This window comes from Microbulbifer sediminum (genome assembly GCF_021729035.1).
Classification (GTDB): domain Bacteria; phylum Pseudomonadota; class Gammaproteobacteria; order Pseudomonadales; family Cellvibrionaceae; genus Microbulbifer; species Microbulbifer sediminum.
Genome location: NZ_JAJSAP010000005.1, coordinates 244189 through 256601 on the forward strand (window position 1 = coordinate 244189; position 12413 = coordinate 256601).

10 protein-coding genes are annotated in these 12413 nt (G+C 62.5%); 2 read left to right on the plus strand and 8 right to left on the minus strand.

Features of this window, described 5'->3' with window-relative positions:
* Window positions 1-11: 11 nt before the first annotated feature.
* Complete coding sequence (cysM, locus tag LVD11_RS10405) at window positions 12-917, minus strand: cysteine synthase CysM (protein ID WP_237058738.1); 906 nt, start codon at window positions 915-917, stop codon at window positions 12-14.
* A 281-nt stretch (window positions 918-1198) separates the two neighbouring features.
* On the opposite strand from cysM, the gene LVD11_RS10410 reads away from it, so the two are divergent.
* Entirely contained in the window at window positions 1199-4030 is a 2832-nt protein-coding gene (locus LVD11_RS10410; protein WP_237058739.1) for a response regulator, read from the plus strand.
* Between the two features lie 28 nt (window positions 4031-4058).
* On the opposite strand, the gene recO is transcribed toward LVD11_RS10410, so the two are convergent.
* The 7 genes from recO to LVD11_RS10445 form a co-directional block, all read right to left on the minus strand.
* Window positions 4059-4808, minus strand: coding sequence for a DNA repair protein RecO (recO, locus tag LVD11_RS10415; protein WP_237058740.1), 750 nt, complete (start codon window positions 4806-4808; stop codon window positions 4059-4061).
* Between the two features lie 207 nt (window positions 4809-5015).
* The gene (gene era, locus LVD11_RS10420) at window positions 5016-5927 is read right to left on the minus strand and encodes a GTPase Era (RefSeq protein WP_237058741.1); all 912 of its coding nucleotides are present in this window, start codon (window positions 5925-5927) and stop codon (window positions 5016-5018) included.
* Window positions 5928-6083: 156 nt separating this feature from the next.
* Window positions 6084-6773 carry a ribonuclease III gene (gene rnc / locus LVD11_RS10425; RefSeq protein WP_237058742.1) on the minus strand — a complete coding sequence of 230 codons (690 nt, stop codon included), beginning with the start codon at window positions 6771-6773 and terminating at the stop codon, window positions 6084-6086.
* Window positions 6766-7206 carry a DUF4845 domain-containing protein gene (locus tag LVD11_RS10430; protein WP_237058743.1) on the minus strand — a complete coding sequence of 147 codons (441 nt, stop codon included), beginning with the start codon at window positions 7204-7206 and terminating at the stop codon, window positions 6766-6768. Before LVD11_RS10430 ends, rnc begins: the two co-directional genes overlap by 8 nt.
* Before the next feature lie 50 nt (window positions 7207-7256).
* Window positions 7257-8075, minus strand: a complete 819-nt coding sequence (lepB, locus tag LVD11_RS10435) for a signal peptidase I (RefSeq protein WP_237058744.1) — start codon at window positions 8073-8075, stop codon at window positions 7257-7259.
* Window positions 8076-8155: 80 nt separating this feature from the next.
* Window positions 8156-9961 (minus strand): translation elongation factor 4, encoded by a 1806-nt coding sequence (gene lepA / locus LVD11_RS10440; RefSeq protein WP_237058746.1) that lies wholly within the window; start codon window positions 9959-9961, stop codon window positions 8156-8158.
* 156 nt (window positions 9962-10117) lie between these two features.
* A complete protein-coding gene (locus LVD11_RS10445; RefSeq protein ID WP_237058748.1) occupies window positions 10118-11518 on the minus strand; it encodes a Do family serine endopeptidase in 1401 nt (466 codons plus the stop codon).
* Window positions 11519-11701: 183 nt separating this feature from the next.
* On the opposite strand from LVD11_RS10445, the gene mpaA reads away from it, so the two are divergent.
* A complete protein-coding gene (gene mpaA / locus LVD11_RS10450) occupies window positions 11702-12409 on the plus strand; it encodes a murein tripeptide amidase MpaA (RefSeq protein WP_237058750.1) in 708 nt (235 codons plus the stop codon).
* Window positions 12410-12413 lie beyond the last annotated feature (4 nt).

Below are 12413 nucleotides of genomic sequence, written 5' to 3' on the forward strand. Positions count from 1 at the left end.
ACATTCCCGCGTCAGTTGCCGGCGTCCGGCTGGGTAAACAGCCCTGAGGAGAGATAGCGGTCACCCCGGTCGCAGACAATGGCTACGATGGTGGCGTTCTCCACTTCCGCGGACAGCCGCAATGCTGCCGCCACGGCGCCACCGGAGGAAACCCCGGCGAAAATACCCTCGACCCGCGCCAGCTTGCGGGCCATTTCCTCGGCCTCGCGCTGGTCCATATCCACCACCCGGTCTACCTCCTCGGGCACGAAGATACTGGGCAGGTATTCCTCCGGCCAGCGGCGAATACCCGGGATACTGGAGCCCTCGGTTGGCTGCAGGCCGATGATCTGCACCTCAGGATTCTGCTCCTTGAGGTAGCGACCACAGCCCATGATGGTACCGGTAGTGCCCATGGAAGAGACAAAATGGGTAATCTCTCCGTCCGTCTGGCGCCAGATCTCGGGACCCGTACCCTCGTAGTGTGCACGGGGATTGTCGTCATTGGCGAACTGGTTCAACACCAGGCCCTGCCCTTCCGCCTGCATACGCAGTGCCAGGTCGCGCGCCCCCTCCATCCCGTCTTCGGCACTGACCTCGATCAGCTTCGCACCATAGGCAGCCATCCCCGCCTTGCGCTCCTCGGTAGCGCTCTCTGGCATGATCAGGACCATGCGATACCCCTTGATCGCCGCCGCCATCGCCAGGGCGATACCCGTGTTGCCACTGGTGGCCTCGATCAGGGTATCGCCGGGGGAGATCTGTCCGCGCGCTTCAGCCCGGCTGATCATTGACAGGGCCGGCCGGTCCTTGACCGAACCGGCAGGATTATTGCCCTCGAGCTTCAGGAGAATTGTATTGCTGGTATCGCCCTGCAGGCGCTGGAGGCGCACCAGGGGGGTATTCCCCACGCAATCGGCAATGGTCGGGTAATGCATAGTCTGCTCGCAACCGGGGCACAAATTGGAGCGACATTCTACCCTCCGGGCCCGGCGCCTGCGACCCTCTGCAATCCAGCCCGGGCGCCGGGCTTCCCCCCAACCGGGCCATGCTGCAGCACCCGACGATCATTTACCGCGATTGACCGTGCGCGCCTGTCACCCCGGCCCGCTCGGGGCGGATTGGGTGACCGGCCACAGCATGAACAGTCCACTGGTGCGATTTACTGTCCAGGGGGGTAGAATCAGCACAAAATAACGTCAGACAATATGTCCTGCCTATGACTGTACCCAAGCCTCCGGTACAAGATCCGGACCCGGCCAATCGCGCCGCCTCTCTCCGTGCGCTGATCTTCCGCCTGACCCTGGGCCCCGCATTGATTCTTGCCCTGGTTCTCGGCGGCCTGCTGACCCAGCAGCAGGTGAGCGACCGCCGGCAGCTCCTGCTCAGCCACGGCCACGCCAGCGCGGAGCAACTGGCGGAACTGATTGAGCTGAGTGACGGTGAGCCGCTGGAGAAGCGCCTCAACTGGCTGCACAAGAGCCTGCTGGCCCTGATGCTGGAAAAGGACATGGTCCGTTCGGTCCATATCTATTCTGCCACCGGAGACAACCTGGATCCCGATACCGGGCTGCGGGAACTGGCATCAGCTGGTCCCCGCCCCCGCACCCCGGTCAGGGCCGAGCACCTGGCCGGACAGTCAGAGGGTTTTATGCTCGAGAAATCCGGCAGTATCCAGGTACTCCACCCACTCAAGACGAAACCGCTGAGCTGCTGGATATCGATCGAGTTACACCGTCCTTATTTCACCATCGGCGCCTACCAGGTGGCCCTTGCCGGGCTGCTGGGCCTGATCCTGTGCTCACTCGCAGCACTGACCTGGTCGATTTTCCTCTCCGAACGCCTCGGGCGCTATCTGGCACACATGGGCAAGGCGGTAGAGGATATCGGCCACGGCCAGCTGGACCAGCGGGTAGCGCCCGGGGAAAACCGGGAACTCAATGTCCTGGCCGAGCAGATCAACCGCATGGCCAGTAATTTCGCCTCGTACCAGGAGGACGCCACTGCTAACCTGCTGCAATCGATGGAAGACCTGCGACAGTCCCTCGACAGTATGGAAGAGCAGAACATCGAGCTGGACCTGGCACGCAAGCAGGCGCTTGAAGCCAGCCGGGTAAAATCCACCTTCCTCGCCAATACCAGCCACGAAATACGCACTCCGCTCAACGGAATCATCGGCTTTACCCACCTGCTGCTGAAAACGGAAGTTGACGAACTGCAACAGGATTACCTGCAGACCATCCTGCGCTCGTCGGAAAACCTGCTGACCACCATCAACGATATCCTCGACTTTTCGCGGATCGAGTCCGGCAACCTGGTACTGGACCACATTCCCCTCAATCTGGGGCAGCTGCTCGAGGAAACACTGCAGATCCTTGCTCCCTTCGCGCACGAGAGTCGGGTCGAACTGGTACCACTGATCGACGGCCAGCTGCCAGCGACGCTGATCGGCGATCCCCTGCGTATCAAGCAGGTATTGACCAACCTCGTGGGCAATGCCGTACGCAGCTCTGCTGACGGCAATATTCCAGTGCGCGCCAGTGTACAGAGCGGCCAGGATGCCGAGATCATGGTGCGCATCAGCGTCACCGACCTGGGCAACCGCATCAATGAGGAGGGCCGCAAGGAACTCCGGCAGGTGCTCGAGAGCACTGCCCAGAGCCCCGGACAGCAGATCAGCAGCAACGGCCTGGGCCTCGCCATTGCACGCAGCCTGGTGGAGCGGATGCGCGGCAGCATCGGTATCGACGAGGCCGCTGGCGGCGGGGCCACATTCTGGGTGCACATCCCGCTGCAGCTGGAACGCAACCGCAGCCAGCCGGTGCGCGACCAGTTCCCCGGTTCGCGGCTCCTGATTGCCGATCCCAACCGCATGACCCGCATGCAGGTATCCCAACTGCTGCAGCAGTGGCAGGTGGAAACCATCGAGCTCGACGACACCAGCACGTTCCTCCCGGCCCTGCAGCAGATGTGGAACCACGACGCCCTGCCCGATGCAGTGATTATCGATACCGCCATAGCCGGAGAGGATTTCTGCGGATTTGTTGGCACCATCCAGCAGCTGGTCGACACTTACCAGTGCCGGGTGATCATCCAGGGCTCACCGGTAGAGCTGCGGCGCTGCTATGAGCAGCTCCGCACCCGGGTACTGACCTTCCTCGCCAAACCGGTGACCCGTGACAACCTGCTGCGCGCGATGCGGCGTTCACTGCCACACCAGGCCAGCAGCCGCCCGACGGGAACCACCCACCCGGCGCTGCCCTGGACATCACCGCCCCGCGTGCTGGCGGTCGACGACCACGAAGCCAACCGGCACCTGGTGGGCGAGTTACTGAGGGCCCTGGGCATCGACGTAACGGTAGCCGCCAGCGGTGAGCAGGCCATATCCCTGTGCGAACGGGAATCGTTCGACATGATCTTTATGGACATCCAGATGCCGGGCATGAATGGCATTGAGGCCACGCAGAAAATTCGCGCGGCCGAGACCGATGCCCGGGTACCGATCATCGCCCTGACAGCACACGCCGGCGCCGAAGAGAAGGCCCGCCTCCTCTCTGCAGGCCTGGACGACTACCTGAGCAAGCCGGTAAGCGAGGCCCAGCTCAGCAATATGATCAAGCGTTGGATGAAGATCCTGGTCCCGTCCAGGGGGGCACAGCTGCAACAGGATATGCCGCGCCTGGTGGATATATCCGAAAGCCTGGAGCTCAGTAACAATGATGCGACCCTGGCCCGAGATATGCTGCAGATGCTGGTCAAGGGGCTGATTGCCGACGAGCAGGAACTGAATCGCTGCCGCGCGGCCGGCAACCATCGAGACCTGTTCGAACTCGTGCACCGGCTCCACGGCGGCTGCTGCTATTGCGGGGTACCGCGGCTGAGGGAGGCTACAGGCGCCCTACAGGAGCACCTGCGTCCGCTGCAGAATCGCAATGATGCGGATCTCGACGAACAGAAGGTGGAGGCGGTGGCGCAGGAGATACGCGCCCTACGGGAATGGGCTTCCGAGCAGGACCTGGACACACTGTTCGGCCTCGCCGCCAGCGTCTGACCGCCATGGACACAGGCGTACCTGCGGTTCAGCGATCACCGTAGACCTGGCGGAACAGCTCCCTGCTCTGCAGCGGTCGCGCGCCCAGCAGCGGATGCAACAGAAGCCGGGTCAGCCGCTTGGCCACGGGCAGGATGCCCGGGTCAATCCCCTGCCCCCCAATGGCGCGCTCCAGGGCCAGCAGCTCATTTCCAGCAAATTCGTCGGCGGACCGGGTGCCCCCCTGGCGAAACACCGGTACAAAGCCAAGTTCCGGCTCCAGTCGGTAAACCCCTGCTCCACTGACAGGTCCGCGACTGTGGGCACAGTAACCCAGCTGCGGGCACTGGCCCAGCTCCTGCAGCAACTGCAACTCGAAACGGCGCAACGGTGGCTCCAGCCCAGCGGCACTGTCGCCATCCAGCTGCGCCAGCTCCTGCAACAGCGACTGGTAACAGGCAAATACCGCGTACTGGGCATCACCCTCCGCCAGCGTGCGCACCAGCAACTCATTAGCGTAGAGTCCCGCGTACACGGCCCTGCCACGCAGCCACGTGGCGACGCCGGCGCTTTCCACCTGGCCGAGGGTTTTCAGGCTGCCGCGCCCCATCAGCGACACCAACAGGGGCGCAAACGGCTGCAGGGCCTGCTGGCGACGCTGCTTGTCACGCCGCGCGCCACGGGCGACACAGCTGATACGGCCCTCGTCCGGGGTCAGCAGTTCCAGGATCAGGCTGGTATCGCGGTAGGCCCGCGAGTGCAGGATGTAGGCCGGTTGCAGTGGTTGCCGATGGGACATGAGTGTTTCTGTCGTCAGTGGAAGGCCTTCCCCGTCTATCTCCCCGGGGAACGTGGTCGTTATTTTCCGGCGGTTTCATCCCGGGGTGGCCGCCTGTCTGATACATTGGAGCAACCGGGAGGCCCGGCCATAGCACATCCCCTGGTGCCCCGGGGTTCCGGCGCCCTTCCCTCCGGAGACCACCACAGGCTGCCTGGGCTCAGGGCTTCAGTCGTCGCGGTAGCCCAGGCTGCGCAGGGCGCGCTCGTCATCGGACCAGCCGGACTTCACCTTGACCCAGAGGTTCAGCATCACCTTGCTGTCGAACAGGCGCTCCATATCCTGGCGCGCCTGGCTGCCGATCTGCTTGATCCGCTCCCCCTTGTTGCCGATCAGGATACGCTTCTGGCCACTGCGCTCCACCAGGATAGCGGCGCTGATATGCAGGACACTGCCTTCCTGGGCAAACTCCTCCACCTCGACAGTAACCTGGTAGGGGATTTCCGCTCCCAGCTGGCGCATCACTTTCTCCCGCACGATCTCGGCGGCCAGGAAACGCGAGCTGCGGTCGGTGATCTGCTCTTCGGGGAAATAGTGCTCACCCTCGGGCAGGTGCCGCACAATCACTTCCTCTAAAGCGTCCAGGTTGACTCCGCGCAGGGCGGAGATGGGGACAATCTCGGCCTGCGGGTGCTGCTCTGCCAGTGCCTGCAGTTGCGGCAGCAACTCCCCCTTGTCGTCCAGCTGGTCGACTTTGTTCACCGCAATTACCAGCGGGCTCTTGAGGCCACGCAGCTTGTCCGCCACCAGCTGGTCACCTTCGGTCCAGCGGGACCGCTCAACCACAAATACCACCACATCCACATCGCGGGCCGCACTGCTGGCCGCGCGGTTCATATAGCGGTTGATAGCCTTGTCCGCCTCCCCATGCAAGCCGGGAGTGTCGACAAATATGATCTGGTTTTCGCCTTCGGTCTTGATGCCGAGCATATTGTGGCGGGTGGTCTGGGGCTTGCGCGAGGTAATGGCCAGCTTCTGTCCCAGCATATGGTTCAGCAAGGTGGACTTGCCCACATTGGGGCGGCCGACAATCGCCACATAGCCACAACGGCGGGCCGGTTGCTGGTTAGATTCGCTCAAGGAAAACCTCCGGGTGTGGTACACGCCTCATTGCGAGTCCCACTTGATTGTAGGGTGTTTCGGGTAATCGGGGTGCGCAATGTCCAGCGCCGGGACCGTCTGCACCGGGCCCGGGCGCAGGGAGACAGCCGGCCTTGACAGGAAGCTGCGGATACCTCAGTTTCCCTGACCGCTTTCGGTCAGGCACCGGAAGGCCTCTTCGGCCGCTGCTTTCTCCGCTGCCCGGCGACTGCCCGCCTCGGCCCTTACCGGTTTTGCCAGCCCCTTGACCCGGCACTCTACCACGAATCTCTGCGCGTGCTCGGCGCCGGCCACGTCCACCACACGATACTCGGGCAATGGACGCTGGCGCGCCTGCAGCCATTCCTGCAGGCGGGTCTTGGGGTCCTTGGCTGTTTCCAGGGAGAGCCCCTGCAACCGCGTGGCATACCAGTCGAGCAACCGCGCGCGCGCCGTTTCCAGGCCAGCATCGAGGTAGATGGCGCCGATCAGAGCCTCGACCGCATCGGCCAGGATCGAGGCACGCCGGTGACCGCCGCTTTTCATCTCGCCCTCTCCCAGGCGCAGGCAGTCACCCAGCTCCATTTCCCTTGCCAGTTCCGCCAGCGTCTCGCCACTGACCAGTTGTGCACGCAGGCGCGTCAGCTGACCCTCACGGCCCGCGGGAAACTGGTCGAACAGAGCAGCACCGATGGTAAAGCCGAGGATGGAATCCCCCAGGAACTCGAGCCGCTCATTGTTGCGGCTGCCATGGGAACGGTGGGTCAACGCCAGCTCGAGCAGGTCCTGGCGTTCGAAGGTGTGGCCCAGCCGGCGGCACAGGCGCTCGAGTGCAATGTCAGTCACGTTGGCGGAATTGCTCCAAGTCTACCAGTGGCTCGCAGCACAACTCCGCCTTGGCAGTGTTCAGCTGCTTGTTGAAACGCATGACCACGTCGACATTGTAAAGAAGGGGCTGGCGCACCTCGTAGTCGACACTGACCAGCATGCTGTCTGCGCCGCGGATGATCTTGACCGACTCGGTCGGCTGACCACGGACATTGTTGATCAGGAAGAACTTGTCGAGCTCTTTCTTGATCTCGGAACGCGTCATATCGCGCAGGTTGTCCTGCTCGGCCAGTTTTTTCAGACCCTGGCTGACGTAGTAGGCATCGATGTAGCCCGGGCCCATCTTGGACACACAGGTCAGGACAAAGCCCAGTCCGGCTACAATCAACATGATGCCCCAGTAACTCATGCCCCGCTGGCGCTGCAGTGAAGTTCTGAATTGCCCACCCATAAAGCTATCCTCTGTTTTTATTTTCGATGCTCAAAGCAAATCGATGGCTGTCAATCGATGGTGCCCACCCGCTTGAAGCTGGGTATGCTCAGCAGGCTGTCCCAGTGCATCCAGATGGCAAACGCCTTGCCGACAATATCCCGCTCGGGCACGAAACCCCACTCGCGGCTGTCCAGGCTATTATCGCGGTTATCCCCCATCATGAAATAGTGTCCTTCCGGTACCACAACTTCGGGGATATTCGCAAAGCGGCTGGGAGAAACGCTTTTGGCCATGAGGTGGCGGCGGCCATAGATTTCCTCCCACAGCACCTCCATCTGCGGGTTGGCCGGCGGTATCGCCTGGATAAGCTCCTGCGGCGCCCGCTCACCATTGATATACAGCACATTGTTCTTGAGCTGGATCCGGTCCCCCGGCAGGCCGATTACACGCTTGATAAAGTAGGTCTCATTCATGTGTGGCGGGAAGAACACCATCACATCGCCGCGCTGTGGCTCACCGATATCCACCACCTTGGTCCGGGAAACCGGCAGGCGCAGTCCGTAGGCGTATTTGTTCACCAGGATGAAATCCCCCACCTGCAGGGTGGGAACCATCGAGGCGGAGGGTATCTGGAAGGGCTCGACGATAAACGAGCGCAGTACAAACACCAGGGCCAGCACCGGGAAGAATGACTTGGCATATTCCACCAGCACCGGCTCACGCACCGGGCCACCAGACATCTGCCCGCCAGGCTCCGCCGGTGTGGAATCGACACCGGCCGCCGCCAGCTCACGCCGGCGACGGGCGAAAAACAGGCTGTCCACCAGCCAGATCAGGCCACTGCCCACCACCAGCCACAACAGGATCAGGGGAAAATTGATATCCATATTGTTCTCAGAAATCTATACCAACGCGATCAATAGTCCGTGTGGCCATGCCGGGCAGGTCCCGCCTAAACCACGGCCACTCACTGATCCACTTTCAACACCGCCAGGAAAGCCTCCTGCGGCACCTCAACACGCCCGAGCTGTTTCATCCGGCGTTTACCCGCCTTCTGTTTCTCCAGCAGCTTCTTCTTGCGCGACACGTCGCCGCCGTAACACTTGGCGGTAACATTCTTGCGCAGTGCCTTGACCGTGGTCCGGGCAACAATCTGGCCGCCGATCGCGGCCTGGATCGCCACGTCGAACATCTGTCGCGGGATCAACTCTTTCATTTTTTCTGCCATCGCGCGCCCTTTCTGCTGCGCGGTATCCCGGTGCACAATCAGCGCCAGGGCATCGACCCGGTCGCCGTTGATCAGGATATCCAGCCGCACCAGTTTTGCCGGGTCAAAACGCACAAAACTGTAATCCAGGGAGGCAAACCCCCGGCTCACCGATTTCAGCCGGTCGAAGAAATCCATCACCACTTCGCTCATCGGCAATTCGTAGCGCAGGGAAACCTGGCTGCCGACATACTGCATATCCTTCTGGATACCGCGCTTCTCGACGCACAGGGTGATGACGTTGCCCAGGTGCTCCTGCGGCACCAGGATATTGGCCTCGACGATAGGCTCGCGCATTTCTTCGATGTTGCCCACTTCCGGCAGCCGCGACGGGTTATCCACGGTGATTACCTCACCGTCGGTCAACTCCACCTCATAGACCACCGTGGGCGCGGTGGTGATCAGATCCAGGTCGTACTCGCGCTCGAGGCGCTCCTGGATGATCTCCATATGCAGCATGCCGAGGAAACCGCAACGGAAACCGAAGCCGAGGGCATCCGAGGTCTCCGGCTCGTAGAACAGGGAGGCATCGTTCAGCGACAGCTTGTCCAGAGCATCGCGGAAAGCTTCATAGTCATCGGAGCTGACGGGGAACAGGCCGGCGTAGACCTGCGGCTTCACTTTCTGGAAGCCGGGCAGCATATCCACCCCATCGGCTTCCTTGGCGTGGGTAAGGGTATCGCCCACGGGCGCGCCGTGGATATCCTTGATACCGGCAACCACGAAGCCCACTTCCCCGGCACGCAACACACCGGTCTCCTTGCGCTTGGGGGTAAAGATGCCCACGCTGTCGACCACGTGAGCGCGGCCGATGGACTTGGTGACGATCTTCTCCTTGGTTTTCAGCGTCCCCTGCACCACCCGCACCAGGGAGACCACCCCCAGATAGGCATCGAACCAGGAGTCGATGATCAGTGCCTGGAGGGGGCCGTCCACGTTGCCTTCCGGTGGCGGGACCAGCCGCACCAGATCCTCCAGCACATCTTCCACGCCCAGGCCGGACTTGGCACTGCAGCGGGTGGCATCGGTGGCATCGATGCCGATGATATCCTCGATTTCTTCCGCCACCTTGTCCGGATCCGCCTGGGGCAGGTCCATCTTGTTCAGTACCGGAATCACTTCCAGCCCCTGCTCGATAGCGGTGTAGCAGTTGGCCACCGACTGGGCCTCTACCCCCTGGGCCGCATCCACTACCAGCAGCGCGCCCTCACAGGCAGCCAGCGACCGGGATACCTCATAGGAGAAGTCCACGTGGCCGGGCGTATCGATGAAGTTGAGCTGGTAGGTCTTGCCGTCGCGCGCCGTGTAATCGAGGGTCACGCTCTGGGCCTTGATGGTGATACCGCGCTCCCGCTCCAGGTCCATGCTGTCGAGCACCTGTTGCGCCATCTCCCGGTCACTAAGCCCCCCACAGACCTGGATAAAGCGGTCTGCCAGGGTGGATTTGCCATGGTCGATGTGCGCAATGATGGAGAAATTGCGGATATGGGAGAGATCTGTTGCCACTGCGGATTAGAAACCCTTTGAAAATCAGAATGTTAACTGGCGACCCCGCCAGAGAGATGGCGCAAGTCTACCAGATGGCAGTGGCCACTGGGCAGTGCTATTCACACCGGAGGGTGCCGGGACCGGCGGGATACCGGCCCCGGGGATCCCTGAGGATCAGTTTTCCTCGATCTGGATGGTGCGGAACGTCGGCTGGCCGCCGCGGAAGAAGCGGATCGGCAGCAGTTCGCCGCCCGGCAGCCCCTTGACCACCCGACGGTAGTCATCGAGATCATTGACTTCATCGAAGCCCAGCTGGGCGATGATATCACCGCTGCGCAGGCCCGCCTTGGCACCGGCCTTGCCCGGCACGACTTCTTTCACCAGCACCCCGGATTCAACCCCCAGGCGCTGTTTCAGCGCATCTGGAATCTCATCCACCATCAGGCCCAGGCGGCCACCGGCATCGGTACTGGGGCTGACCGAGGCCTGCTGGCGCTGGTCATCGTCCCCCTCGAGGGCACCGACCACCACGTCCAGGCGCTTGACCTTGCCCTTGCGCATCAGCTCAACCTGGACTTCAGAACCCGGTCGCGTCTGTCCAACCACGTGCGGCAGGTCACCGGACACATCGATGCGCTCGCCATCGAAGTGGGTAATGATGTCACCCGCCATGATGCCGGCCTCGGCGGCCGGCGCGCCGGCTTCCACCTGTGCCACCAGGGCGCCACTGGGGCGTCGCAGGCCCATGGCCTGGGCCATGTTGCGGTCCACGTCCTGGATACCCACACCCAGCCAGCCGCGGTCCACGCGACCCTTCTCCTTCAGTTGCGCCACCACATCGCGGGCCAGGTCGGCCGGAATCGCAAACGACAGGCCAATCGAGCCACCACTGCGGGTATAGATCTGCGAGTTGATACCCACCACTTCACCCTTCAGGTTGAACAGCGGGCCACCGGAGTTACCCGGGTTGATAGCCACATCGGTCTGGATAAAGGGCACGTAGTTCTCGCGGCTCTCGTTCGGAATACTGCGACCCATGGCGCTGACGATACCGGCGCTGGCCGAGTAGTCGAGGCCGAACGGCGAGCCGATGGCAACCACCCACTCACCCACTTCCAGCTCTTCAGACTCACCCCAGCTGATTGCCGGCAGGTCGCTGGCGTCCACTTTCAGCAGCGCCAGGTCCGAACTCGGGTCGGTGCCGATCACCTGGGCCTCGAACTCGCGGCGGTCCGTGAGGGTCACCAGTACCTGGTCGGCCCCGTCGACCACGTGGTTATTGGTGACCACATAGCCGTCCTCGGAGATGATGAAGCCGGAGCCCATGCTCGCAACCGGGCGCTGCTCCCGGCGGCGCGGCTCCAGCAGGTGGCGGAAGATATCCGGGATGTCCTGCCGGTACTGCGGCGGGACCGCGCGACTGGCGGCCCGGGTCCGTTCCATAGTGTTGATTTTCACCACCGCCGGGGAGTTTTTCTCGATCAGGTCGGTCAGATCCGGCAGGCCGCGCGCGCAGGCCGCTGTCGAAATCATCAGACTGAGAATCAAAAGGAACTGCGTACAGCGTCTAACCATCGGTTTGTTACCCCTAGTTATCCCTTCTAATATGTATGAAAACAATGACTGTGTGTCCGTCCCGGGTACCGCCCAAGCCCCTAGATAGGGTCACAGGGGGCGGTATTCAACAGGTCTGACTTACAGTGTTAGTGGCAACCGAACGGCGAAAGTTCTGGCGCCGACTGTAAATCAGTGTAAAGAATGATCAATTTACGTCCCCGCACCGAGCGCGGCAAGTTCGACCACCCCTACCAGACCTACGGCAAGTCGCACCTGGGCAGCCCCCTGCTGTACTTCCCGGCCCAGGCCAACGGCGGGGACAACCGGCCCGGTATTGTGATGGCGGGCACCCACGGAGACGAGGTGGCGGCAGTCGTGGCCCTGTCCTGCGCCCTGCGGGCCGTCCCCGCAGAGGCCCTCCGCCATCACGTATTGCTCGCCGTGAACCCCGATGGCTGCCAGCTCGGCCAGCGCTGCAATGCCCGGGGGGTGGACCTGAACCGCAACTTCGCCACCAGCAACTGGCAGGCAGAGGATACCGTCTACCGCTGGAACAGTGCAGCAGAGGAGCGCGATGTCATCCTCAGCACCGGCAGCAGTGGTGGTTCAGAGCCGGAGACCCGCGCGCTGTGCGAGCTGATCGAGCAGCTGCAGCCGGCCTGGATAGTGACCATTCACGAACCCCTGGCCTGTGTCGAAGACCCGGCCTCGAGCCCGCTGGGACAGTGGCTGGCCAGCGCCCTGCACCTGCCACTGGTGAATGATGTGGGCTACCTGACCCCCGGGTCATTCGGCACCTGGTGCGCGGAGCGGGACCTGCCCTGCATCACCGTCGAGCTCCCGCCAGTCTCTGCCGATGCGGCCAGCGAGGACTATCTTCAGGCCCTGATCGATCTGATTACCCGCTGAGTCC

Coding starts and splice junctions, on each gene's coding strand:
- recO (WP_237058740.1), bottom strand. CDS start 4,808: ATGTCCCATCGGCAACCACTGCAACCGGCCTACATCCTGCACTCGCGG.
- cysM (WP_237058738.1), bottom strand. CDS start 917: ATGCATTACCCGACCATTGCCGATTGCGTGGGGAATACCCCCCTGGTG.
- mpaA (WP_237058750.1), top strand. CDS start 11,702: ATGATCAATTTACGTCCCCGCACCGAGCGCGGCAAGTTCGACCACCCC.
- lepB (WP_237058744.1), bottom strand. CDS start 8,075: ATGGATATCAATTTTCCCCTGATCCTGTTGTGGCTGGTGGTGGGCAGT.
- LVD11_RS10410 (WP_237058739.1), top strand. CDS start 1,199: ATGACTGTACCCAAGCCTCCGGTACAAGATCCGGACCCGGCCAATCGC.
- LVD11_RS10430 (WP_237058743.1), bottom strand. CDS start 7,206: ATGGGTGGGCAATTCAGAACTTCACTGCAGCGCCAGCGGGGCATGAGT.
- LVD11_RS10445 (WP_237058748.1), bottom strand. CDS start 11,518: ATGGTTAGACGCTGTACGCAGTTCCTTTTGATTCTCAGTCTGATGATT.